The organism is Cyanobacteriota bacterium (genome assembly GCA_025054735.1).
Taxonomy (GTDB): Bacteria; Cyanobacteriota; Cyanobacteriia; order SKYG9; family SKYG9; genus SKYG9.
Genome location: JANWZG010000002.1, coordinates 1 through 24,563, shown reverse-complemented (window position 1 = coordinate 24,563; position 24,563 = coordinate 1). Strand labels below are relative to the sequence as shown.

Here is a 24,563-nt window from a genome sequence, read left to right as displayed (position 1 = left end):
AGGTGCTACGTTACTGCTAGGTGATGCCTGGGTAAAATCATGGCATCTACACTGAAGTATCTTAAAATGCCTAGATTGTTAACACTGCTGCTGGTCACCGCTGCATTACTTGGCTTAGCTGGTAACCTTAATCCGCTCATCAACACTCCAGTTCAGACCCAATCTACCCAACTCACGAGTGAGCAAATTCTTGCTAATGCCTACAGGCAACGTCTCAGCAATATTCAAGTAGCCGGGCGCGGGCAAGTAGTTCGCATTCTGCGTGATGATGTCCAAGGTAGTCGGCACCAGCGGTTCATTCTGCGATTAAGCTCTGGTCAGACATTAATTAATTGCTCATAATATCGACCTAGCGCCTCGTATTAGCTGGTTGCGCGTAGGCGATGTAGTGGCTTTTTATGGTGAATATGAGTGGAACCAACAAGGGGGCATTATTCATTGGACGCATCGTGACCCTCGCCGTCGCCATGTTGATGGCTGGCTAGAGCATAATGGTCGCCGCTATCAGTAGCTTGCTAGAACCTTAGTCACCAAAGTAAACCCTGGCATCGAATCCAGCATTTCTCAGGTAGCTTTTCCACTGTTCAGCCAAGCCTCGCTGCATAAATGGCCCAACAGCAACATGGGGGCCACGGGGGCTTTCACGCTGAAAAATGTTGACCGTAGAAACACCCAGTTGGTTGACCCTACGGGCGATCGCTGGCAAATCTCTAGTCGCTGCTGGAATCACCACAAAATAAGCCCGCTCAGGAAATAGCCCTGTCAGTGACGGTGAGGGTGAAGTGGGAGTACCTGTCAGTGATGGTGAGGGTGAACTAGGAGTACCTATCACCACGACAGTCTGTCCATAGTTTTGACGGATATCTTGGCGAACCCGCTCAAGGCTCCATCCTTGCTCCCCTATCCGCTGACTATACAAATTGACAATAGCAGCATCGGGCTGTCTGCCAACCTCTTGCTGAAACACACGGGCGATCGTAAGCCGCCGTCCCTCTGGGCTAGTTTGTATGTCTTGCCGGACTTGTTCTAAGGTGCGGCCCTGTTCCATACGGCGCACATGATAAGCCAATCCAGGGGCATCGGCCTCGCGATTTAGCACTTCTCGATAGAGTTGCTGCACTTGAGCAGTATAACTAGACGGACTAGGGGAAGCCACTGGTGATGGGCTGCTAACAGGGCTAGGTGACCCAATAGGAGAAGGACTGGGAACTGGACTAGGGGAAACAACGGGAGAAGGGCTAGGAGAAGGTATCAGAACTGGGCTAGGGCTGGGACTAGGAGACGATCGTGGGGTTTGGGCTGCGATCGTTGCCAAACTGGTGTTGTTTGTGAAGTAGATATGGGGTAAGTTCCTGCCGTTGTAGGTACGTCGAGTTAGCCGCCAGTCGGGATTTAGGTCAATTTTCATGGGGCTGCGTAGGTTGGCACGGGTTTTGCCTAACTCTAGCTCCGGTAGCGTGCGATCGCTGGGTGTCGCCAATAATACCACCACCCCATCACGCTCAGCCAAGCGCAGGCTATACTTCAGGCCCAAATCCTCCCCTGCCATGCGAATTGAAAATGCATTACTATCGGTGCCACGCCCACAGATACCCGTGAAGTCAAAGTTTAGTAACAGTGGTTCCACCGTTTGGGCAGCATCATTATTCACACGCCAGCAAGCCCTAGCATTGGGTTGGGTTGCTAACTGTTCCACAATTAACAAGTTGTAGGCTGTTTGCCCACGAGGTACCGCCATGACGATAAATCGAGACTGGTCAACTTCCCGTTGGCCAAAGGTGACCGCAGCCATCAGTGGTGGGGCGATCGTAGGCAGATGAATAGCCACAGCACCCAGAGTGAATGCAGCAACAGCAGCAACCAACGGTTTCATAGTTTTTGATGCAACAAGTTAGAACCTATTCACTATACTGCGACTCTCCCTGGGTGGAATGGTTGTGTAACCGAACGTGAACAGACGCAATTTCTCAACCTCAGATTACCTAGCCAGTTCTTCATCCAAGCTGTGCCATCAGGCTAGCTACCCGCTGCACATCTTTGTCACCAGGGGCAATCTCTACCCCACTAGAGAGATCGATTCCATCAGGCTGGAGTTGACCCAAGGCTATGCGAATATTTTCTGGTGTTAGCCCACCTGCAAGGAACCAGGGACGACTGGGGCGAAATGCTTGTAGGGCTTGCCAATCTAGCGTGGTACCAGTGCCACCTAGCTGGTGGGGATGGTAAGCATCTAGTAACAGAGCATCCACATAGGGACTGTAGGACTCGGCACTTGCCAAGTCTTCTCCGCTGCGTATGCGAATGGCCTTGATGAGTTCTGTGCGAGGCAGGGCTGTCCGTAGTGCTTGGCAAAACCCTGGAGATTCTGTGCCATGCAGTTGAATGCCTGTTAGTCCGGTTGCTGCCACTAGGGCGCTGATATCTGCGATCGTGCGGTTAGCTACCACACCGATCGTCTGTACAGCCCACTCCTGGGGAAGTGCCTGTAAGATCATCTGAATTTGCTCCGTAGAAACGTAGCGAGGTGACGAGGGCACACAGATAAAGCCCAAGGCAGTAACCCCAAGTTGAACGATCGCCGCAGCCTGCTCTGGTTTGGTAATGCCACAAATTTTAATCCGCATAGTATCTGTTGGTGTTTGTCATCGCTGGTGATGATTTTGTATCGGAATATTACTCAAGTGTTAACTCTTAAAACAAATGGTATTAGCCGTGCAATGCCGTTACCTATAATCCCTCCTAGTCGGTTTTAGATTGTGAGTTATTACCTATGCTTTATTCCACCCTACTGTTAACCACTGTTCCCCACACAATTCCCTGGTCACTAAACGTAGCTATCGTCATGATTGCCTGCAACCTAGTAGCGATCGCCATCGGTCGTTTTGCCATTCAGAATGCCGGTCAGAGTATGCCTCTGCCGATTCAAGGCCCCTTCGATCGCTTCGGTGTTCCTGAGTTGCTAGCAACTACCAGCTTTGGGCATATTCTGGGTGCTGGCATGATCCTTGGTCTTAGCAACGCTGGCATCCTCTAGCAGGGATTTCCAGTACCATACCCATGGTTGGCAGTAAAAGTTACTAGGTACAGATGGGGCTAATGGTGCGCTTTCACCTGGCAATGGCTCGTTGGCAAGCAGTTTACAAAAACGCCGCACCCACTCCGATCGTCCTTCTCTCCTAAGAGGATGACTAGGCTTCTCGTGGGGGCGATCGTTACCAGTCTACTGGTCGCGATCGCTCTCCAACTATCCTGATAGCCAATCAACTTGTCTTCAATTCTGGGCATCTTCACCCGCTGCTGCTTCGATAGCCCTACTAGGGGTGGAGGACGATCGAGCTTCTACGGAGTTGTGAGGGGTTGGAGAATTTACGGGGACTAGGATTTGGATTTACGAGTTGATCGCTTACTCTTGTTAGCCTGGGGTACTGGCTCTACAGATTTAGGAATAGTCACCCAGCAATCTTCGTGCCAGTCGTTACTCCAGCTAAATCGTTGGAAGGTACCTCGTCCCGTTTTTCGGTTAATCCACACAGGCAAGCCAATCAGCCCCCGATTGTCTTTGATTAGCCAACGAATGGCACCGTCAGTTTCTCGATAAGTTCTCACCCCATTCACCATGGCCCAGGATTCTCCTAGACTCAGACCTCCAAAGCGAGTGATTTGCTCTGGTGTGGCAAGGGCGATTGCAACTCGATCTGTCAGTTTCACCGTTGCTGTTTCTTCACTGGAATCAACACGAATAGCTACTTTCAACTGTGTGAGTAACTCGTGGTGGTTGGGCTTGGAGAATTGACTAGTGGGATAAACCCCTTCACCAAATTTATCAACTCGTCTCTTATGATCGGGGCCGCCATTGTCAAATTTATGGTGGCGTTGCTTGCGAACAATACGAGAAATCGGTGGTTCTTCACCAATAAGGCCGATCGCTAGCCGAACTCCCAAATGAGTCGTCATATCTTCTTCTCCCACCAATGACAGCAAAAAGCCATAGACCGTGGAGGGAGGTGGGTAGCGATAGGTTTCCTTAAAGTCTCTAGCGAAGCTACGGGGAAAACTAGTGCAGGGACAGTCGAGGTAAAGGTGCTGAATCATAGGGTGTTTATTCCTTGTATGGCTTTTATGTTGAGAGATGTATGATGGCCCTCATCCCCCAGCCCCTTCTCCCAAAACTGGGAGAAGGGGAGTTCAAATTATCGGTATCGACATCCCCCTCTCCCAAGGTTAGGAGAGGGGGACTTAGGGGGTGAGGGCCAAGATGGGTACTTACAGTAGCCCAAACTTGGGAAAAGGACGTTAGATCTATAGCAACAATCAGGCTAATTAGGACATAAATGGCCATCATCCCCTAACCCCTTCTCCCAAACTTGAGAGAAGGGGAACCGAACCATTTCCAAGTCCCTCTCTCTGTTGACTAGAGGTTTAGTGAGATGGGGCTTTAGCGAGGAAGGATTTCACGTGAGGGCGATTGTGATTCCGTCCTTACAACAAAACATCTCGACTAGTCTGTGTATTGCTATGGTTAGCTACTTGGTTGAGTTTCCAGTTCCTTGAGACTAGCAGCTAGCTTTTCTTTTGCTTTGTCCCTAGCTTCCCTAATACCCTCGTAGACAGTTACCCCTAGCTCCCGCAGGGTTTTGCCATGGGCAACGGTGGCAATCTTGCCGCCCACGATCAATTCCGCGGGATCAATATCTCCAGCTCTGACTAGGCGAATCAGTTCAAAACAACCTACAGACTCACCTACCCGTTCAAAACAGTTCATGATCCAAGGGCTAGGGTCATTGGTAATGCGAAAAACAATGGATTCTGGACGAAACTCATACAGGAAGCGGGAGTGATTACCGCCCACATGGCGAATGGCGGGAATAGCTTCCAGTAACATGTTAGCACGTTCTGGCTGCTTCAAGGTTGCAGGAGTGAGTGCCAAGGTGTACTGGTAGGCAGTGTTGTGAACTTCAGTTTGGTGGATGGAGGTTTTGCCTTTTTCACCCCCAGTAGACCCAAAAGCAATATCACCCCAGTAGGGATCAAGGCTAATGGCACGGCTGACTTCGACTGCACCCCGCCGCTTAACAGTGGCATCCTCGTTGTCTTTACCCTTTTTGGCATCCATATAACCAAACAAATCATCGTCGATATAGTCTTTAGGGTTAAAGGTTGAACCATTGTTATTCTGTTCTCCCTTTAGAGTGTATTTGTCAGTATCGGGGTCAAATGTGCGATTCACTTTTTCTGCATAGTGGTTCTGGAAGTACTCTCGATAGGCCCAGCGAATAGCTTCGGCACTGACGGTGGTGTACTGTTCGTTGCGGAAGGTGATTTTCTGCAGGGTAGATAGGGTGCTGCCGTCGCCCTCACCTCGGTTGTTGGCAGCGATCGCAGTGGGGGTAACGATGGTAGCAAATAAGTGAATAGACATGGTTTTTACTCCTTATATATGGTGATTGGTTTGGATTGGAGAGAGTTGGCCCTCATCCCCTAACCCCTTCTCCCAATTCTGGGAGAAGGGGACATGAACTGGATTTGAGAGATAAACTCCTGCTTCCAATTCTGGGAGAAGGGGAAATGAGCTAGATAGTTACTCTAGGAGTTCAGATAGTCTGTCTACCTTCCCCCCTCTTGCCAGGTTGGGAGAGGGGGACTGAGGGGGGTGAGGGCGAGAGTTTACTTTTTCCCCTTGGTGTTCTGTTGCAAGATCTAAGGTTGTTTGGTAAATGACTTCAAGAACAGTATCCAGATCAGTTAGAACTTGCTGGTTAGCAAAGCGAATCACATGATAACCGTAGGTCTGCAACTCTTGCGATCGGGCTGCGTCGTAATTCACTTGTTCATCATGCACACTACCATCTAGCTCGATCGCTAACTTGTAATCTGGGCAGAAAAAATCAAGGATGAATCGCCCTACGGGATGCTGACGACGAAACCGCAATCCATGTAATTTTCGGCTCCTCAATGCTTGCCACAGCCGCTCTTCTGCTGGAGTTGACTGCTTCCTAAGCTGTCGGGCTGCTGCTTCGATGGCTGGTGTACTACCGCGAATCCGATTGAATGTTTTCTTGGGCATGTTTAACTCAACTTGTAGCAATGTTTATAAGGTGAGTCTATTTATGAAGCTAGTAGGTCACTACTGTAGCTGTCTGCATCGGCATCATCAGAAGATTCGATCGGAACATCCTGGCCGTCTAGGGCATCTCCCTTCTTACTGGTGTAGGTAGCGATCGCCAACAACACTAAGTCTCTGGCTTGTCGCCAATTTGCCTCTCGATGAATCCATTGATAAATTTGAGGCCCTGTTGCTCGCGCCGCTTTACTTCTAAATTGGCTGAGAAAATCGACTAACGCTGTGGCAAACTCCTGCTGGGTACTAGGACGCTGCATTCGATAAATAACTTTATCTGTCACTTGTCCATAATCTAAGGAGCGACCTTGCTTTTTTGCTTGCTTAATTTGCCCACTAAGGTACTTACTAAAAGCACCTTGCACTACATCAAATAAAACCTGTTCTTCAGCATTGAGATATTCAGTCATTTTCACCAATCCTTTTCGTTCGTAGACTCCATGTTGCTTGCGAAACTCAAAAAATCCTTCATACCAACGCCGACCTGCAATCAAGTTGTCACAAATCCAAGGCAACGTTTTAGACACCGCCAGCCAATACTCACGATCATCTTTTTGCTTAACCTGAGCAGGAAACAAGTGAGTTGCAATGCTGTATAGATCCAGAACTTCATCTGTTGCTTGAACTCGATGAACCGCCTGCTTCAAGAAAGATTGGTTGGCATCCCAGGTCTGCTTCCCCAGTTGATAAACCTCGCAATACCGACTACGGAATTGATTAGCATGTTCGATCGTCTTTTCCTGGAGCAGAAAATGTAATGCCGAGTCCCCTGCCCCACTCCTGCGAAAGTCCCGGTAGGTACGGGCTGAGAACTCACGTCGGCGAATCACCCACTGCTTGAGATTCTGAACCTCTGGGATAACTAGTGCCGATCGTCCATCAGGAAGCCTATAGTAACTACAGGCTAGAGGCAAAAATAATAGTGCTAGAAAACTAGTCGGCGATACTTGGTAAGCCCCATTGACAAAGCACTCGACCGCCCCAGGAATATGATGCCCCTTAAGCGTAATCGTGTCTTCGAAAACACCCTTACTGGTAAATGCATCCTTTAAGTCGCCCGTGTAGTAACAATTTAATACTGGACGGAAATCCACCCTCACTTCAGGCTGCCCTTCGTCGATTGTGAAACTCTTGGACACTGGCGCACCTAACTTGCGTTGACGACTATGCTGCAAAAATGTAGACAAAACGCCCTGCGTGAACGCATAATTCCCCTGCTCATCTAGATTTAAAGCCGGAACATTTAAGTAGCCGTCTTCAGTAATTTGATAAGTTTGGCTCACCAGCCAAGTAACGGCTTCACGATCGGTGCAGTCCCAAGCCAACTGAACTGCATCATCTGTCACCTCCCAAGTGAGAGGCGCATTCTCCCTGGGTATCACATCTAACGCCTGAGCTAGGCCAGCCACACCAGCCTGCTCTGGCAACAGTGTGTTGGGATCAAATATCGACAACGTAAACTGTGACAAAGAACTACCTCCATACTTTTGAATCCATCATACGGTGTGCAACTCTTTTGCCCTCACCTCCCCAGCCCTCCTCTCCCAAATCTGGGAGAGGAGGGAGTATATGACTTGGAGTCTCTATTTCAAACCTACGGAAGGAGGGAGTATGAAGTCCCTTCTCCAGATCTGAGAGAGGTGGGGTTCTAAAGTCCCTCTCCCAAAATTGGGAGAGGGATTTAGGGTGAGGGCTAAAGGTCATCCAGTGGTTCGCCAAAGTCGCGAAATCGAGTGATTCGGCAGAGCAAGTAATCTCTATACTCAATAACTTGAAGCAATTTTTGGAACTGATTTTCAAGCCAGTCCAGGCGCTGCCAAAACTCTGCCAGCTTAGACTGGCAATCTGGGCAACCTTGCTCAAACCGGTAAGCAGCTTGGCCAAGCGCCAAGAGTTCGTCGCCGATTTCCGGCAAATCTTGAGAGTTGCCCATACAAGCACTCCAGGAAAACAGTGATTGTTGTTCCTAGATAGCAGCACATTATCTTGAAATGAGGTAAACTTCACTTTGAAGACTGAAAATCGCCTTATGGCATCAGAGGGTGGAAAACATAACTTAGACTCTGCTTTCCAAAGTGGAGCATACCTGTGCCCAACGCCTACTGGCATCAGCGGTTCATATCTACTCATCATACCGCCTCCTTTTCATACGCCCCTAACTCTGCTGAATAGCCCCACTGCTTAGCCGGAGCAATCAAGTATCCCTTCTTATGCCGTTGCCAGCCTTTAATATTTCTTGCGGGCAGTGGCACTGCGTAGCGAGGCAAGTCCCTAGCCTGTTTTGTAGCTAGCTCAGGTAGATCCTGCTCCAGTAATGCTGTCACCGTATAACCCGCCTCTCGCAATGCGGCTGAGTAGGTGCGCCAACGCCCATCCAGCCAGACGAACTGATCCTTGGGTCGACCTTTCATACTCAACCCTTCTAGCCATGTTGCTAGCTGAGCTTGATTGACTTCCTCTTTGAACGATCGCACCATGGCCAGCCCAGCCTCCAACTCATCCGCACTATAGGGATAGCCCACCATTTTTGGATCCTCTGGATAGAAAATGGCATCTAAGGCATGACCACAGTATTTACGGTTCAAGCGGCCCAACCGTTGAATCAAACCTGCAGGATCCGCAACTTGAGTAACGAGTAACGTAGCCGATAGATCTAGAGACATCTCTGCCACTTGGGTTGCTACTGCCAACATCGGTTGGTTTTGCTTAAATCCACCGACAACAGTCTGATGATGATCTCGTCGATCTTGGTAACGATAGCGGCTGTGATAGAGTAATGCCCTTATTCCACGGCGCTTGGCCTCCTCGTAGACAGAAATTGCTGTATTGACCTGATTACACACCCACAGCACCTTGCCACATATCTGTTGACCATCAGGCAAGGTGTAAACCCTAGTCAACTCGTCCTGAACACGATCCCAATCGGGTTCAGTTTTTTCATGGAAATGATAGCGAGGGCAGGTTTCTAGGTTGGGATCACCCGAAATAACAGGTACTGCTTCCTGATCGCCAACAGCAGCTTGGATAGCATCGCGTTGCCAAGGAAGAAAAGAGGCAGACATCAGCAAGATAGGTGCCCTCACTACCTTAAGGAAGCGTAGTAATGCCCCAAACAGGGCATCGTCATAGCAGTGAACCTCATCAAAGACGAAGGCAGCGTTGGCGATCGCTGGAAAACAGTACAGCGGACGGCGGTTGCACTGGAGTAACCCCAGCACTGTATCTACCGTACAAATGCTGACCTTTGGCCCCCAAGCCTTGAAGGAATCCAGCTTTTTCGCTGTCTCATCTTCAAAGGATTGAATCAACTTGCCCTCATCATCCGGGATCATCTCACCGCCATTATCAGCTTCTTCCCCCGTCTGAGCTAGTTCCAAGTCCACATCGGCGCGGGAATGGAGTAAGACAGATTCCACCGTATCGCGGGCATAGTCTAAAAAGCCCTCATTGCTAGTGCCCGTCGTAGGGTAACAGAAAAACAGTTTGCGTCCGATCGCATGTTTGCGTGCCCAGTTGTAAGCACCCAACGTCTTGCCCGTGCCACAGCCAGCTCGTGCCATTGTCACTCGTGCTGATTGCTCATAAAGGGCCTCTTGAAACGGATACAGGGGCTTGCCCTCTCGTTTTGCATCAATCACTGTCTGCAAGTCCTCTTCTGTGAGCGTTTGGCTAAGTTCCGATCGCATCCATTGATGGACATCAAGCTCAACCTGGGGAGAAGCAGAGCCAATGGCATCTCCAGCAATCAGCAACGACTTTACAACCGCCACCAAGTTGTTATGGTTAGGCTGCCATTCATCCCTAAAAGTCATCTCAGCCTGACATCGGCGTGCTTTAATTTCAGTAATGCCCCAGCATTCAGGAGGGTTTCTCAAACTCTCTGGGAGGTGACTGGGTAACCCTAGTTGCTTGACCCCATAAACTAAGAGATCCTTAAAGTAGGCAGGTTTGAGGTAGAGATAGATACGATCGTCCCCAGTAGCTCGATCTTCAAAGAAATCAGCCGTGGCCTGACCGGCTTTACCCCCTAACTTCAGATGATGCCCACCTGCCGCTGCCACAGCAGTAAAAAAGAGGTTCCGATCGTGTTCTAGCCAAGGCCGGAATTCCAATGCCAGCAAAGTCGATAATGCTTCATGTCGCACCATCTGATAACAGGGGTTACGCTTGCCCCGCACCATCTCCTGAAAGTGATGATTAGCTTTACCCCAATCATGCAGATAGGCTGCCAATCGAACCGTTGATTTCAGGGTATCCAAGCTACAGTCTAGGCTAAACTGCTCTACTAAGCGATTTCCCAGAATCTCCACTAGAGTAGTCACCGCATTCACTACATCAGCCGTATGCCCCACCAAGCTGTAAGATCCTTTCCAATTGCCCTTGTAGGATTTGGCCAGCAAGCGATCAGAGTGGGGTTCAGGTAACGGTGGTACCATTACGCTACCTCCTGATCTCTAGGCGCATAGAACCAGCCACAGCCAAAATGTTTGCGTCCTCCCAATCCCAAGCACTGAAGCTTGATAGAGTCCGCAGCACTTAATCCGTCTACACCGATGCCATAACCCAGCACCTTTTTCTGTTTGATAGTAATGGTACGGCGGGCTAAGTCTCCCTGTTCATTGCTGTCAATAAATGGATTACCCTGAATCTCTAGACTATCTAGTGCCCTTTTGCAGGATTCTAGAAAATAGCGCGGTACATCATTATGGTTAATGTCCGTGAGTTTGAAAGTCACTAGCCTAGCCTTTAGCAATTCACCCGGTTGGGGCAGCATCAACCGTGGTTGAATCAGGCGGATTAAATGTCCCTGGATATCAAGTACCTGATTTTGTAAGCGGTACCACCGTTTTGCTTGATCCGAAGGGCACCGCAACCGTAATCGAGAATATCGATTGAGGTAAATCATGCCATCTCGATCAGGAATACCAGGAATACTGGAGATAAGAACCTCTGGTGGAATCACCCCTGCGTCATTAACTTGACCTTGTTCCAGTTCCTTCAGGGTTTGCTTAATCGCTGAATACAGCGAATAGCCATGATCAGCCGGGAGCGTTCTACCACGTAATGAAAATTGAACCTCTAGAAATTCCATGCTGCTTCTCTCCTTAATTTTGCCTTGACTTGTTAACCATACCTATTGGGTTCAGAGCCTGACGCTTGCTCTTCTTCCATAATTGGGAGAAAGGGAATCGAGCTAATCCAATGTCCCTCTTCCAGCTTTGAGAGTCTGGTTCAAAGTCCCTCTCCCAAAATTGGGAGAGGGATTCAGGGTGAGGGCAACTTTTAATCATGACAACTTCCTATAACAACCCTTGCGGTATCACGCCATTGAATATGTGCATGGGTAATGCGCTGATTCTCCACTAGCCTTCCACCTGCAACAACTGCTCAGCCATCACCACCAAATCAGGGAACACCCTGGATTGCACCTGCTCCCCCATCCGAAACTGCTGAACTTGGTACAACCCGTCCATCCATGAATAGATACCGATCATGGGTTGCCTAGGCGTACCAATAAATCGCCATCCCCCCAAGGCTGCGTAATCAACAATCCAATATTCTGGAATTCCCATTGCCTCGTAATCCTCTAGTTTTCTGGTGTAGTCATCGTGCTAGTTTGTACTCACCACCTCCACCACTAGTCGTACTGAACGCCCTTGGGTAAGGTTAGAAGTTGCTTTTCACTGGATACCAAGCCAAAAATTCCTCAAATACCGTGAGTCGTGGTAATGCGTGCATCATAGAAACCCTACCTAAGATTGGCACTAGGATAATTCATTTGAATTGTTTTAACTAACACATGCGACAGAAATTAACAATGTATAAATTTGATAATGCTGACTGTTAATCGGTTGATTCAACCGTAAAAATGATGATTATGGTTGAATTTTTCCATAGTGATAGTTCATAATTGCTACCTCCTGCTTCATTAGATCTATCAATTCTGGTGGTGCTTTGACGATCGCTCCCTTACCGTAGCCCAACACCCAACGTTTCACATCATTTAATCCCCGCACGATCATGCGTAGGGTTACTGACCCATCGGCATGTTCCTGTAACTCTTGGGTAGCGTGCCAACGCCGTTCCCGAATGAATGGAGCCGTAGGCGGATCAAACCAGATGGCAACGGGCACAGGCACACCTCCAGCTTCAAACTGAAAAATCATCTCTAGATGGTCTTTGGCATCAAAGGTGGGATCGGGCACAAACGTGTCTGGCAACACGGTCAACTGCCGTATGCGATCGACCCGGAACCAGCGAATCTCTTGCCGTTGATGGCAATAGCCGATGACATAGGGATTGGTGCCTCGGTAAATGTGCAGCAAATAGGGGTCGAGTTTGCGATCAGACACGGCATCACGGCTGGCAGTGTAATAGGTGATATGCACGGTCTTTTGGGTACGACAGGCATCTTCCAGCCCGTGCCATATTTCTGGATCCAAGTCGATTTCTGCTCCCGATCGAAACAAAATGCGCTCGTCAGCCAGTTGTTGCAGGTCTACCCAAGTTTCCTCTGGTAGCCGTTCTGCCAAGCGAGAGACAGCCGATCGCAAATCTGAAGCATAGGCTGAACCAGCATAGGCTTCTAGCATCCGTGCCCCCAGGGTTAGGGCAAACAGTTCCCCCTTGCTGAGGGCAATGCTAGGCAGCCGCCAATTCGAGTCAGTATAGTGATACCCGCGACGACGGTTGCAGGCTAGTGGTGCATTCAGACGATCGCGCAAAAAGCTTAAGTCATTCCGCACAGTGCGCTCACTCACCTCCAGCGCGGCTGCAAGACCAGCAGCCGTCGAGCGCTGCCCCTGTCTGAGCAGAGTATCTAGTTGCAACAATCGTTCTAAATGACGTGACATTGACCCGTTCCTAGGAGATTATCAGCATCCTAACGAACGAACCCGGCAAAAACATTGCCGAGTAGTAAGAATCTTTAAAGACATTGCCGGATAGCCAGAATTTTTGATGTTGGTAATCTACTGGTTAATACCTAGATTGAAGTCATAGAGCCACCCAAAACAGGTGTTCACACGATGCCAGCCGAAGCAATTTACTGAGCAATAAATTACACTGAAAATAATTTCCGCATTATCACTACATGTAGCTTATAACAATTACGTTTCCCTGATGTTGGAGACAATAAAATTACTGGCTTGTCAATATACAAGTATTAATTTCCACCTAGATATGTCCAGCCTACCATTAGTGGGTACCATGAACTACGAACCACCACGTGATTCCTACTACCGTTATTACGCTTGTGGGAATCACAGCAACCAGATACAGTGATAGTCAGATTCAGGTAGGACATTTGGCTGAACTTAGGTTAGGGTAATAACCAGAATGATGGTGAGTGGCACAGAGTGCAGAATTTTCTTGACAGCCACCTGTGCTGCCTCTACCTAAGATCGCAGGTGATGCTCTGAGAAGTTATCTCTGAGCAGCGATCGCAAATCCGACAGTTTGTTCCTCAATTCACTACTAGTGCCTTACACTCCCTATGACTCAACTAGAAACGCATCTGCGTGATGAACATTCAGGTGATGAAGCCAACGTAATTCAAGTTACAACCCAAAAGTTTCATGGTGAAGTTGATGCGGCAGACATTATCGTTGATGTTGTGCAGGCTGCTAGTAAGGCCAATGGCGAGACTCACAGTAGTGCTAACGTAACGACCGATCAATCTCACAGCTCAGAGAAGAGACCCAACGGGAGTGGAGCACTTGTCGTACATGGAGGCCGAGGTAATTTCTCGTCTTTCTTGGCTCCCTTGAATCAAGAGACCTTCAAAGAAGTGGTCAGCGATGTTGAAGACAAGCTGAAGGTGATTAATCAAACCCTATCGATGCTGGATGCCCAGGGGTTTGATGTGATTTTGGAAGATATGCTGGAGTCTATCACCCTCAAGACGGGTGAGTTACTGAATGCCGATCGCACCACCATCTGGCTGCTTGACGAAGAGAAAGAGCAGCTATATACGATCGTTGCCCAAGGGAAAGACGGCAAAGGCAATGGTAAGGAAATTCGCATTCCTATGACAGCGGGGATCGCGGGTGAAGCGGCTACGAAACGGGAAATTATCAACATTCCCTACGATTTCTTCGATGATCCCCGGTCTGAGCAGGCAAAAATTCAGTACAAAGAAACGGGCTATCGTACCTATACGATGCTGACGTTACCACTGATCAACCACGAAAAAGATGAGTTGGTTGCCGTTGTGCAACTAATGAACAAAAAACTCAAAAACGCTAATCCGGCTGCTCCCTTTGAAGAACAAATTGAAAAACCAGGGTTTACTGAAGCTGATATTCAACTGTTCCGTGAGTTTGCTCCCTCTATTCGGCTGATTTTAGAGTCGTCGCGATCGTTCTACATTGCCACTCAGCGGCAACGGGCAGCTAATGCACTGATTCAAGCAACCCAGTCCCTCAGCAAGGGCGGGCTAGACCTAGAAGCCACCTTGGCAAACGTAATGGATGAGGCGAAAAAGCTGATGAATGCCGATCGCAGCACCCTCTGGCTAATTGACGAAGAGAGAGACGAACTCTGGACAAAACTGCCCATTAACGGAGAGCTACAAGAGCGCCGAATTCCTAGAAATGCAGGCTTTGCCGGAAAAGTTGCCACTACTGGCGAGACAATTCTAATTCCCTTCGATCTCTATGACCATCCCGATGCAGATACCTCCAAAGCCTTTGACAAAACCACAGGTTATCGTACCTGTAGCATCCTCTGTATGCCTGTATTTAATGCTGATGGCAAGCTGATTGGAGTGACTCAACTCATTAACAAGATCAAACAAGGTTATGAATCGTCCTACGATCCCGCTACATTTCCAGAAGCGCCAGAATGCTGGAAAGCTAGCTTTAACCGCACCGATGAAGAGTTCATGAAAACCTTTAACATTCAGGCGGGTGTGGCGCTGCAAAATGCCAAATTGTTCGCTGAAGTCAAACAACAGCAACAAATGCAGCGAGATATTCTGACATCGCTGACCAATGGAGTGATTTCGACAGATAAGAACGGCAAGATTATTGCAGCCAATGAGAGTGCCAAGCAGCTACTAGGGTTTAGCAACGGAGAGCCATTGGAAGGTAAATCTATTTGTGACTTGATTCGGATTGAAAAGGGTGACTTTAAGAAGTGGTTCCAAGCAGCTCTAGAGGTACCCGACGAGAAAAGTAAAAAGCAGTATTACCCTGACCAGACCTTGCAACCAACCGTTGGCAGCGAACAACACAGCGTCAACTTGTCTATTAACACCATGTTCAAGGTGGATGAGACAAACCAAAATGTCTTGAAGCCATCGGGAGTGCTGGTGGTAATGGATGACATCAGCGATGAAAAGCGACTCAAGAGTACGATGTATCGTTACATGTCCGCTGAGGTGGCGGAACAGTTGCTTGAGAACCCTGACTTTGCTAACAAGATGGGGGGCGATCGTAAGGAAGTTTCCGTGCTGTTCTCGGACATTCGCAGCTACACAACCATTACTGAAGGCTTGACGGCTGAAGAAGTGGTTAGGATGCTGAACAAGTATTTTGAATCCATGGTGGATGCTGTCTTTGAATACAAGGGCACATTGGATAAATACATCGGGGATGCCATCATGGCAGTGTACGGGTCGCCCTTGCCGTTAGACGACCATGAATGGATGGCTGTACAGACAGCGATAGAAATGCGTCATCGCCTAGTTAAGTTTAACGAAGATTGGGTGGCTGAGGGTCATGACCCAATTCGCATCGGTATCGGCATTAATTCGGATGTGGTGATTAGTGGCAACATCGGTTCTAGCAAGCGGACAGAATTCACGGCGATCGGTGACGGTGTGAATCTAGGTTCCCGGTTAGAGAGCGCTAGCAAACAATATGGCACTGATATTGTCATCAGCGAATACACGTATAAGCCTTGTGCCGATCGCGTCTGGGCACGGGAACTAGATTTCCTGAAGGTGAAGGGTAAGACAAAACCAGTCTCAATCTACGAGTTGGTAGAACTTCGTAGCACTGACATACCCGATGAGAAGAAGTATTTGATTGAACACTACGAAAAGGGTTTGCAACTGTGTCGTGCCCGAGAGTTTCCCCTAGCAATGGCGGAATTTGGTACTGCCATGCAACTAGGTCAGCAGTTAACAGGCAAGATTGATGTCTCATCAAAGTTGTATCTTGATCGGTGTAGCTATTGGCTACAGAATCCCCCGCCAGAAGATTGGGACGGCTCTTGGGAAATGAAGGAAAAATAGCCCTTACTCTAATCCGTTGCCTTGTACAATCTGCTTAATTGTAGTGAGAGCTTCCATACTAATTAGGCCGCGACGATACCCCTTTTGGTTTGACATGCCCAAAAATACAGCATCTGCCTGCTTAGGATTGCGCCAAAAGCGAGGTGAGGCATTCACAAACACTGACGCACTAGTAACACCCAGGGAAAACAGGTGGCTCTCTCGGTAGGATTCTGTCACCAAACAATCCGCATGGCCGCTGCTATGGTGGTTAATCCAATTAATTGCCGCATCTATATTCTCAACAGTCTTAAAGGCTACAGTACGTGTCAAGTAGGGTTGGCTCCATTCGTCATCAGCAACCAGCGCCAAATCAGGAAATTCCCCGACAAGTTGAGCATCAGCACGAATGCTGAACCCCTTCTCGCGCAGGCTGTTCCATAACCGGGTTAGAGCCGATCGACTGTGATCTTGTTGCACCAGCACCTTCTCGACCGCATTCACTGGATCTGGCTCACTCTGGTGACTATCCGTAATCATCCAACGAGCTGTGTCTAAATCTCCAGATGGAGACCAATAGAGGTAGCAATTCCCCAGTGCTGCCTTCAATACAGGTACGGTAGCTTGGCGCACTACCTCTTGGACTAAGCTAGGGCGACCGTAGGGAATCACTAGATTGATGTATTGGTCTTGGGTAACCAGCTCTCGAATGGAAGCCCCCTGATCAGCAGACACAAACTCTAGCGTGCCCTCTGGAAATCCAGCCCGTTGCAAGGCTGTTTGTATAGTTTCAACGATCGCTCGGTTAGAATAACTACTTTCACTACCGCCTCGAAGAATTAGGGTATTCCCTGTCTTCACACAAAGCCCCGTAGCAACGATTCCCAGTTCTGGAAACCCTTCATACACCAAGGCGATGACACCCAAGGGCATAAGCTGACTATAAGCTTGGGACTGGCTAATCTGGTGTGGCGTATACAGTACGCGGCGAATGGGATCTGGTAGCTCAGCTATGCGCTTGAGACTCTGAATGGCAGCCTGCAAGCGCCCAGGGGTAAGCTTTAGCCAGTCTAGTACCAAGTCTGGCACAGCCATTTCCCGGCTAGCCTCTAAGTCTAATGTGTTGGCTTCTAAAATAGCATCTTGGTGAGTTTGTAGGAACTGGGCTATGGTCTGCAAGGCATGGCTGCGATCAACGCTTCGTGTGGTGCTTAACTTCATAAAGCCATCGTAGGCTCTACGTACAGCGTCAAGTGGATCCATCCCCAAAGCAAGGTCTAGTGCCATTAGTTATCGCCTATATGCTAACCAAAGAATCAGAGCTGGTAAGGTTGTGACTAACACTGCTACCAGTGCCCATAGAATTAGGCTCCTGTAGTCTGATGATGAGTTTAAGGCTATGGGTAAGCAAACCACTAACAGCACAGTAACGATCCCCAAGGATAGGGGCATATAGCTTTCCCGTAGCCCAGAGTTAGCAGTAAGCCACTGGTGACCTGTCCAGCGCCAAGCTCGCTTATAGGGATAGGTTGTCGAAAGTTGTTCGATCATATAGCCACTGTCTTCAACCACGAAGATTTGTTGACAACGGTTGCAACCAAACGCTTCTGTTAGGGCGATCGGTATTAGCTGCCCTCGACGGCGGCAAGGACAAGGATACTCAATGCTGTGATCTATTTTTTGAGCTTTATGGGTCTGCACAGATGCTGGAGGTACTACAGTAGAACAGGATCGATATCTTGAACCTACTTTATCTTGAACCTACTTTGAGAGTAGCTAGTAAAACTAACTCCAAGTCTTACGATAGGATTATTCTAACTATTAGCGCTAAAACTCTCCATAGCGTCGGCAAAAACCTGTTTGAGCTTTACAACATATGCTACTGCTCTTATTAGCACTAGTGTAAATGCCAATTTCACTTTAAGCGATAGACAACTTCAATCGATGTAGACAGCACAGGTGATAGGGTGGCAGTTGGAAAATGACGATGTTGCTCAGTGAGACTCATGGGTGAGCCACGCAACAAGACACATGGCTGTGCCTGTAGCTCCCTGATGGTATCGGGTGTATTTTTCACCTTGCCTGTGAAGGTTTCAAAGGTGCGTCGCCAAGGATGATAAAACCCGTGAGATGGGTACAGCTTGGCTAGAGGTTGGCTATAGATTTCGTTGGCGTAGCCGTTGCCAAACCAGAGAGCAAAGGGGAGCAAGGACGATCGGTAGTGGCTGATGACAAGGCAATTGGGGAATTGATCCCTAAGCTGACGATCAAGACGAGCAGTATCTTGACGATGGGCAATGCTGGCCTGAAGTGATCCCCATGACTGAGACACCGTTAGGCAACCACAAAGTGTGAGCATGAGCAGACATGAGCGTCCTAACCAGCGGATAGATGCTAGACCTGCCCATTGCAGAATGGCATAGACTAGTAACCCACTGAGGGCGATCGTTGGCATCAGATATCGTAGCTCCACATCGCCAGCCAAGAGAGGCACCGGGTGCTTTATGGCCATAGCAATCTGGACAGCACCGATGATCAGTAGCACCGTTGATAGGCGCTGAAATTTTGAGGCGGGATCAGCGGTGGTAGTGGCGTAGAAGCGGAGAATTCCCCAGGCAATTGCAGCACCAATCAGTACAATAAACACTGCTGGATCAGCCCTCAGCATGGTGCCCAGATTCGGCAACAGCGCACCGACCTTTACAATGCCTGGGTCACCATACCCATAGTTATCTGTGTGCCAAGCAATTGACAGCAGCCAATTCATGATTTCGCCATAGCGATGGGCAATGGGCAGGGTGCAGAGGAGAAATGCGGCGATCGCAGATGCCAGCATCAACCCTTGCTGACGCAGAGTTGGCAATAGCACAGTGACTAAGAGCACGGGCAAATAGGTAACTTTGGCAGCCAGCCCTAGTCCAACGATCGCCCCTAAACTGACAGCAAACCATGGACGCTTTTCCAGGTTTTCTTGATGGAGGTATGGCAACAGCAGCAGTACCAATCCTTGGCTTACGGCAAACAAAAATGGCTCTGGATTCACTCGATGAGCACTGGCTAGGGTAGTTGCCATCAGCAACGGAGTCAGTTGCAGAGCTATACAAGGCAGGGGTTGGCGATCGCAGCGATAGGCTACCCACCCAACTAGCCCCAGTAACCCAGCCATTAGCAGCACTAGCACCAGATTCAACGCTCTGAGATATAGCTCTGGTTGCTGTAATACGGCGGATGTGAGACCAGAACTAGAAGCAGCAATGCTCTTTGCTAGGTAAACAAGCCACAGTACCGCTGCCCCCGCTATATGAACCGGAGTACCGGGATGATCAATATAACCAGGTGCATTGAAATTAGCAATACTGAGGGAGTTCAACAGGTAGATATACTCTGGATCAAACCGTGCAGCCAGCCAATAGGCCCCCTTCTGATACCCAGTAAGAATTGCTACTGTGAAAAAACCAACTGGAATTACCCAGTACCAAGCGGCTCTGTAATTCCATTGACGCGGGTACTGGCATTGGTGGTGAAGTTGGGTCATGCGGAGTCATTCCCATCATCAGTTTTGCCTGCGATCGTGCAGGCACATACACCGTTTTACCCTAACAACCCACCGATCAACCACACCACCTAGTCATTCAACAGTCACTGCATCATTAGCGCTGTTCCGCCAGGGAAACTAAGGTGGTTGTTGTTGGGCTGGCCGAAACCGCTGCTACTGCTTCAGCCGTAGGCATAGCCGATTGCAGCAGAGGGGTCTTTACGATCGAGTTGTTGGCCAAAGAGAACAGGGGATTAGAGAGAATCCCAGCCAAGGAGGTAGCGATTAGAGAGAACACTAGACCCACTTGCAAGGGACGCATTCCAGGCAAATTCCAATTAATGGTTGGGTAATTTTGCACCGACGGAGACATCTCATGGGGTTCCTTCACGACCATCATCTTGACCACACGGATGTAGTAGTAAATGGAAATCACACTGGTAAGCAGTCCTAGCAAGACCAGTAAGTACAGTCCAGAGCGCCAGCCAGCCCAGAACAGATACAATTTGCCAAAGAACCCGGCTAGGGGTGGAATGCCACCAAGCGAGAGCAGACAAATGCTCAATCCCAGAGTTAGCAATGGATCTTTTTGATACAAACCAGAGTATTCATTGATGTCATCCGTACCTGTCCGCAACGAGAACAAAATTACGCAGGTAAAGGCCCCTAGGTTCATAAACAGGTAAACCAAGAGGTAGAACACCATGCTGGCATACCCGGCATCAGTACCGGGGATCAGCCCGATCATCACAAAGCCAGCTTGCCCAATTGACGAATAGGCCAGCATCCGCTTCATGCTAGTCTGGGCCAGGGCTACCACATTCCCTAGCACCATGCTCAAAATGGCTAGAGCCGTGAATACAAACCGCCACTCGTCCACTAGGGAAGGGAAACAGGTCACCAGCAGCCGAATCGCCAGGGCAAAACCTGCTGCCTTGGAACCAACAGAAAGAAAAGCCACAACAGGCGTGGGAGATCCCTCATAAACGTCAGGTGTCCACTGGTGGAAGGGAACGGCTGCGATTTTGAAGGCAATACCTGCAATGGCAAACACCAGAGCCACAACTAACCCGATGGAGGTACCAGTTCCATTGCTAGTAATACTAGCTGCAATCTCCGTTAACCGCGTTTCACCTCCAGACAGCCCATACAGTAATGACACGCCATAGAGAAAGATGGCAGAACTAGAAGCCCCAATTAACAGGTATTTCAGCGCCGCCTCATTGGAACGGGGATCACGCTTCATGTACCCAGTCATCAGGTAAGAGGCAATACTTAAGGTCTCCAGGGAAACGAATACGGATACTAGTTCATCGGCCCCCGATAGAAACATTCCCCCTAGGGTTGCAGTTAGCAAGATGGTAATAAATTCGCCCAGGGAAGTACCTGACCGCTCTACATAGGTGACTGACATTAAAATCGTCACTGCTGCCGACAGGGCGATAATGCCACGAAATACAATGCTAAGGGCATCGCTGTTAAAGCCGCCAAGAAAGCCGATCGGGTCAGCGCTATCCCATAGGAAATAGAGAGAACCGATCGCCACAACTAGCCCCCCAACTGCAAAGTAGGGTGTCCATTGCCAAGAAGCACGTCCAGAAATCAAATCGGCAGATAGTACAACGAGCAGTGTGGTCAGCACAATTAGTTCAGGCAGAATTGTGCCAGCGTTCACTTGGGCCGCAAGACTTGCAAAATCCATAGGGGTACTAGGGTGTCACTGTTAACTATAGAAGTTCCATGCAGCATTCTAACCCGACAAGGCAACTTACAATGTTTACGGAAAGCAATCTTGGCTATAGAGAATTATCATGGCCATTGATGAGGGAGTAATCAAGTTTCACTGTCAGTGGATTCAGGGTCGATCACCCGATCCTGAGCTGATTGCAGACTTAATGCAATGGCGAGAGCGCCTGTATCAGGCAGGGTTGATTGGCGCTTACCCCAACGGCATTGGCTTTGGCAACATTAGTCAACGGGTGAGCACGTCTAACCAGTTCATCATCACGGGCACCCAAACAGGCTGTCTGCCTAGGCTAAGCCATAATGATTACACCCTAGTCACTACGTTTGACCTAGGTCAGAATACCTTGACCTGTGTGGGCCAAGTCAAAGCATCATCAGAATCCCTGACCCATGCGGCTATCTACCACTGCCAGCCATGGGTAATGGGGATTATCCACGTTCATCATCGGCGATTGTGGGAGCAATTGCTGTTCCAAGTGCCGACAACCCGTGCTGATGTTCCCTATGGCACACCTCAGATGGCAGGGGAAATGGAGCGATTGTTTCGAGAGGAAGACTTGGCCACAAGAAAAATCCTAGTGATGGCAGGTCACGACGATGGGGTAATGACGATCGGCCACAGCCTGGATGAAGCTGGAGAATTACTCCTAGGTGTGGTTGCCGATTTGATGGAGGCTACAACGAGTTAGGAGGCAATAGAATGGGCCACCAAGGAACTGGTACGCGCCTGAAAACCAGCCTTGAGTAGGGCTGAGACCGTTGCGTTTGAATTTTGCACCTGGAACTGGGGGCCAAGACGGACGAACTGACGGTAGGTAGGAGTGCCAACGATTGCTACCACTGGAACCTTGGCTTTTTCATCACTGCCACGATTGGCCACCAGGATTTCTCGCAAGCGATTGCGTTCGGCCACGTCACTAGCTCGCTGTGGATCCAGCTCTACCATCACCAATTGCACCTGATCCACAGGTTCAGCATCGTCTATGATCAATTGCCGCTGCTCTTCACGGACATCAACCTTACCCCAGATCATCAGGCGGGCATCGGGTATGAGTAAATCCTTCAGGCGATCGTAGGCCTTGGGAAACACAACGGCTTCACAACGCCCACTCAAATCTTCAATCTGCATGGTTGCCATCCGATCGCCCTTCTTAGTGGTCACTTGCTTCAGGCTAGTAATCATGGCAATAGCACTAATCGATGCACTCTCTGGCAAAGAGTTTAAATCACTCAGATTCACAGGGGCTAGAATCCGGGCAGACTGTTGAACAGCCTTGAGCGGATGGTCAGAAATATAAAAGCCCAAGAGTTCCTTTTCATATTTGAGCTTTTCCTGCCGGGGGAGGTCAGGCACAGGTGGAGCCTTGGGAGCTGCATCAAAGTTGCTATCTGAGGAAGCAGAGTTACTGCCTAACAGGTCAAATAAACTACCCTGGCCATTGGCACGCTCACGGGCACGAGCCTGTGACCAGTCCAACACCAGCTTGAGGTCTGCTAACAGTTGGTTGCGATTGGCGTTGAAACAATCCATAGCACCACACTTGATGAGACATTCCAGTGCCCGACGGTTTACAGTGCGCACGTCAATACGCTCACACAGGTCTGCTAAGGATTTGAACGCACCCCCCTCCTGCCTTGCTGCCAGCAGGGACTCCACCGCCGCTTGCCCCACATTGCGCACTGCCGATAGGCCAAACAGGATGGTTTTGCCCTGGGGTGTAAAGTCAATGCCCGATCGGTTAATATCTGGCAGTTCCACCGTGATCCCCATGCTTAAGCAGTCAGCAATATACTTCTGCACCTTTTCCTGATCATCAGCATTAGCCGTCAGCAGAGCCGCCATGTATTCCACAGGATAATTGGCCTTCAGGTAGGCAGTCTGATAAGTGACATAGCCATAGGCCGTCGAGTGGGACTTATTAAAACAATTAGAGGCAATCAAGCCATTGGCTAGCAGAAAGTTATGGATGCGTTCTAGGCCAATGTCAAAAACAGGTTGAGAGCCAAGGGGCGTGCGACTAACAATCTTGACCATAGGGATGCAGCAAGGAGATTATCGTTACTATAGCTCAATTGTTCTAGGTATGTGAACCAGTTATTCAGTGCTACAGGCGGCATACAAGGCAGCACCAATCAAACCCACCCGTGGATTCAGCACAACGTTGACAGGAATCCGTTCTAACACTGCCCGCATCCGACCTTTTTGCAACAGGGCGCGCATAAAGTCTCCGTTTTGGAACAAGGGCAGGTTTTTAGCAGCAATGCCACCAGCCACATACAGTCCTGCATAGGGTAATAGCTTCAGGGCAAGGTTGCCAGCTTCGGCTCCGTAGGCACTGACAAATAGTTCCATAGCTTTTTCGCAAAGGTAATCCTGACCACTGAGGGCTGCTTTAGAAATTTCTGCCGCGGGATCGATCGTTTTCTCCTCTCGTCCAATTTGGTGATGCCAAGTTTTGAACACCTCGGTGAGAGCAGGTGATTCTTTAGCCATACCCCGATCGCGCAGAAACTCATAGATTGAAACAATACCTGCACCAGAGACTACTCGCTCTACAGACACCCGGTCAATCCCATGCTTGTCACGCAAGTACAGCAACAGTTGAAACTCCAGTTCTGAGCGGGGTGCAAAGTCAGCATGACCTCCCTCACTAGCAAACACACGGTAATTTGCCCCTTGACCCACCAGGAAGGCTTCACCAAGGCCAGTCCCAGCACCAATCACCGCAATCGGGGCACCTGCTTGGGGATCACCCTTTTGCAGAGTGTAGAGGTCATTGTGGGTTAGCCCTAGGACTCCATAGCCGATCGCTGCAAAATCGTTGATGAGGTCAATGTGGGAAATGTTCAGTTCCTGGGCAAGACGACCGGCCTCCAGCCGCCAGTCGAGATTGGTCAGTTGACTGGTGTTATTGACAACGGGGCCAGCAATCCCAAAACAAGCA

Annotated in this window: 19 protein-coding genes and 3 pseudogenes; 4 read left to right on the top strand and 18 right to left on the bottom strand. The window is 49.2% G+C overall.

Annotated elements, in window-relative coordinates:
- Positions 1-66: 66 nt before the first annotated feature.
- Positions 67-511: pseudogene (locus tag NZ772_00380) on the top strand (DUF3465 domain-containing protein).
- 12 nt (positions 512-523) lie between these two features.
- Here NZ772_00380 and NZ772_00375 read toward each other — a convergent pair.
- Positions 524-1,873: a DUF3747 domain-containing protein gene (locus NZ772_00375; protein MCS6812024.1), complete on the bottom strand. Its 1,350-nt coding sequence runs from the start codon at positions 1,871-1,873 to the stop codon at positions 524-526.
- Positions 1,874-1,994: 121 nt separating this feature from the next.
- The gene (locus NZ772_00370; protein ID MCS6812023.1) at positions 1,995-2,624 is read right to left on the bottom strand and encodes a phosphoribosylanthranilate isomerase; all 630 of its coding nucleotides are present in this window, start codon (positions 2,622-2,624) and stop codon (positions 1,995-1,997) included.
- 146 nt (positions 2,625-2,770) lie between these two features.
- Between NZ772_00370 and psaK the strand changes: the two genes are divergently transcribed.
- Positions 2,771-3,034: a photosystem I reaction center subunit PsaK gene (psaK, locus tag NZ772_00365; protein ID MCS6812022.1), complete on the top strand. Its 264-nt coding sequence runs from the start codon at positions 2,771-2,773 to the stop codon at positions 3,032-3,034.
- Between the two features lie 59 nt (positions 3,035-3,093).
- Here psaK and NZ772_00360 read toward each other — a convergent pair whose 3' ends face one another.
- From NZ772_00360 to NZ772_00315, 10 genes and pseudogenes are all read right to left on the bottom strand, one after another.
- On the bottom strand, positions 3,094-3,285 hold the full coding sequence (locus NZ772_00360; GenBank protein MCS6812021.1) for a hypothetical protein: 192 nt from the start codon (positions 3,283-3,285) through the stop codon (positions 3,094-3,096).
- 90 nt (positions 3,286-3,375) lie between these two features.
- Complete coding sequence (gene cas5 / locus NZ772_00355; GenBank protein MCS6812020.1) at positions 3,376-4,092, bottom strand: CRISPR-associated protein Cas5; 717 nt, start codon at positions 4,090-4,092, stop codon at positions 3,376-3,378.
- A gap of 427 nt (positions 4,093-4,519) precedes the next feature.
- On the bottom strand, positions 4,520-5,419 hold the full coding sequence (gene cas7i, locus NZ772_00350; GenBank protein MCS6812019.1) for a type I-B CRISPR-associated protein Cas7/Cst2/DevR: 900 nt from the start codon (positions 5,417-5,419) through the stop codon (positions 4,520-4,522).
- Positions 5,420-5,713: 294 nt separating this feature from the next.
- A pseudogene (locus tag NZ772_00345) lies at positions 5,714-6,064 on the bottom strand (endonuclease domain-containing protein).
- Positions 6,065-6,105: 41 nt separating this feature from the next.
- Complete coding sequence (cas8a1, locus tag NZ772_00340) at positions 6,106-7,587, bottom strand: type I-MYXAN CRISPR-associated Cas8a1/Cmx1 (protein ID MCS6812018.1); 1,482 nt, start codon at positions 7,585-7,587, stop codon at positions 6,106-6,108.
- A gap of 224 nt (positions 7,588-7,811) precedes the next feature.
- The gene (locus NZ772_00335; GenBank protein MCS6812017.1) at positions 7,812-8,051 is read right to left on the bottom strand and encodes a hypothetical protein; all 240 of its coding nucleotides are present in this window, start codon (positions 8,049-8,051) and stop codon (positions 7,812-7,814) included.
- A gap of 196 nt (positions 8,052-8,247) precedes the next feature.
- Positions 8,248-10,554, bottom strand: coding sequence for a CRISPR-associated helicase Cas3' (gene cas3 / locus NZ772_00330; protein ID MCS6812016.1), 2,307 nt, complete (start codon positions 10,552-10,554; stop codon positions 8,248-8,250).
- A complete protein-coding gene (cas6, locus tag NZ772_00325) occupies positions 10,554-11,210 on the bottom strand; it encodes a type I-MYXAN CRISPR-associated protein Cas6/Cmx6 (protein MCS6812015.1) in 657 nt (218 codons plus the stop codon). Before cas6 ends, cas3 begins: the two co-directional genes overlap by 1 nt.
- A 271-nt stretch (positions 11,211-11,481) precedes the next feature.
- Positions 11,482-11,715: pseudogene (locus NZ772_00320) on the bottom strand (Uma2 family endonuclease).
- Between the two features lie 279 nt (positions 11,716-11,994).
- Entirely contained in the window at positions 11,995-12,972 is a 978-nt protein-coding gene (locus tag NZ772_00315) for a transcriptional regulator (GenBank protein MCS6812014.1), read from the bottom strand.
- Positions 12,973-13,613: 641 nt separating this feature from the next.
- Here NZ772_00315 and NZ772_00310 point away from each other — a divergent pair.
- A complete protein-coding gene (locus NZ772_00310) occupies positions 13,614-16,358 on the top strand; it encodes a GAF domain-containing protein (GenBank protein ID MCS6812013.1) in 2,745 nt (914 codons plus the stop codon).
- Positions 16,359-16,361: 3 nt separating this feature from the next.
- Here the strand turns inward: NZ772_00310 and NZ772_00305 are convergent, their stop codons facing one another.
- The 4 genes from NZ772_00305 to NZ772_00290 all read right to left on the bottom strand — a co-directional run bounded on the left by NZ772_00305 (position 16,362) and on the right by NZ772_00290 (position 21,574).
- On the bottom strand, positions 16,362-17,624 hold the full coding sequence (locus tag NZ772_00305) for a glutamate-5-semialdehyde dehydrogenase (protein ID MCS6812012.1): 1,263 nt from the start codon (positions 17,622-17,624) through the stop codon (positions 16,362-16,364).
- A gap of 3 nt (positions 17,625-17,627) precedes the next feature.
- A complete protein-coding gene (locus tag NZ772_00300) occupies positions 17,628-18,038 on the bottom strand; it encodes a hypothetical protein (protein MCS6812011.1) in 411 nt (136 codons plus the stop codon).
- Between the two features lie 214 nt (positions 18,039-18,252).
- A complete protein-coding gene (locus tag NZ772_00295) occupies positions 18,253-19,872 on the bottom strand; it encodes a hypothetical protein (protein ID MCS6812010.1) in 1,620 nt (539 codons plus the stop codon).
- Between the two features lie 115 nt (positions 19,873-19,987).
- Complete coding sequence (locus tag NZ772_00290) at positions 19,988-21,574, bottom strand: NAD(P)H-quinone oxidoreductase subunit N (protein MCS6812009.1); 1,587 nt, start codon at positions 21,572-21,574, stop codon at positions 19,988-19,990.
- Positions 21,575-21,683: 109 nt separating this feature from the next.
- Here NZ772_00290 and NZ772_00285 point away from each other — a divergent pair, with 109 nt between their 5' ends.
- A complete protein-coding gene (locus NZ772_00285; protein ID MCS6812008.1) occupies positions 21,684-22,307 on the top strand; it encodes a class II aldolase/adducin family protein in 624 nt (207 codons plus the stop codon).
- On the opposite strand, the gene NZ772_00280 is transcribed toward NZ772_00285, so the two are convergent.
- Positions 22,304-23,653: an OB-fold nucleic acid binding domain-containing protein gene (locus NZ772_00280; GenBank protein ID MCS6812007.1), complete on the bottom strand. Its 1,350-nt coding sequence runs from the start codon at positions 23,651-23,653 to the stop codon at positions 22,304-22,306. The genes NZ772_00285 and NZ772_00280 overlap by 4 nt on opposite strands.
- A 60-nt stretch (positions 23,654-23,713) precedes the next feature.
- Positions 23,714-24,563 (bottom strand): glucokinase (locus NZ772_00275; protein ID MCS6812006.1); only part of this gene is annotated, 850 nt, incomplete at its 5' end.

Excerpts from the sequence above, each read along its gene's own strand:
- NZ772_00375 (MCS6812024.1), bottom strand. The coding sequence starts at position 1,873 with ATGAAACCGTTGGTTGCTGCTGTTGCTGCATTCACTCTGGGTGCTGTG.
- NZ772_00370 (MCS6812023.1), bottom strand. The coding sequence starts at position 2,624 with ATGCGGATTAAAATTTGTGGCATTACCAAACCAGAGCAGGCTGCGGCG.
- psaK (MCS6812022.1), top strand. The coding sequence starts at position 2,771 with ATGCTTTATTCCACCCTACTGTTAACCACTGTTCCCCACACAATTCCC.
- NZ772_00360 (MCS6812021.1), bottom strand. The coding sequence starts at position 3,285 with ATGCCCAGAATTGAAGACAAGTTGATTGGCTATCAGGATAGTTGGAGA.
- cas5 (MCS6812020.1), bottom strand. The coding sequence starts at position 4,092 with ATGATTCAGCACCTTTACCTCGACTGTCCCTGCACTAGTTTTCCCCGT.
- cas7i (MCS6812019.1), bottom strand. The coding sequence starts at position 5,419 with ATGTCTATTCACTTATTTGCTACCATCGTTACCCCCACTGCGATCGCT.
- NZ772_00335 (MCS6812017.1), bottom strand. The coding sequence starts at position 8,051 with ATGGGCAACTCTCAAGATTTGCCGGAAATCGGCGACGAACTCTTGGCG.
- cas3 (MCS6812016.1), bottom strand. The coding sequence starts at position 10,554 with ATGGTACCACCGTTACCTGAACCCCACTCTGATCGCTTGCTGGCCAAA.
- cas6 (MCS6812015.1), bottom strand. The coding sequence starts at position 11,210 with ATGGAATTTCTAGAGGTTCAATTTTCATTACGTGGTAGAACGCTCCCG.
- NZ772_00315 (MCS6812014.1), bottom strand. The coding sequence starts at position 12,972 with ATGTCACGTCATTTAGAACGATTGTTGCAACTAGATACTCTGCTCAGA.
- NZ772_00310 (MCS6812013.1), top strand. The coding sequence starts at position 13,614 with ATGACTCAACTAGAAACGCATCTGCGTGATGAACATTCAGGTGATGAA.
- NZ772_00305 (MCS6812012.1), bottom strand. The coding sequence starts at position 17,624 with ATGGCACTAGACCTTGCTTTGGGGATGGATCCACTTGACGCTGTACGT.
- NZ772_00295 (MCS6812010.1), bottom strand. The coding sequence starts at position 19,872 with ATGACCCAACTTCACCACCAATGCCAGTACCCGCGTCAATGGAATTAC.
- NZ772_00290 (MCS6812009.1), bottom strand. The coding sequence starts at position 21,574 with ATGGATTTTGCAAGTCTTGCGGCCCAAGTGAACGCTGGCACAATTCTG.
- NZ772_00285 (MCS6812008.1), top strand. The coding sequence starts at position 21,684 with ATGGCCATTGATGAGGGAGTAATCAAGTTTCACTGTCAGTGGATTCAG.
- NZ772_00280 (MCS6812007.1), bottom strand. The coding sequence starts at position 23,653 with ATGGTCAAGATTGTTAGTCGCACGCCCCTTGGCTCTCAACCTGTTTTT.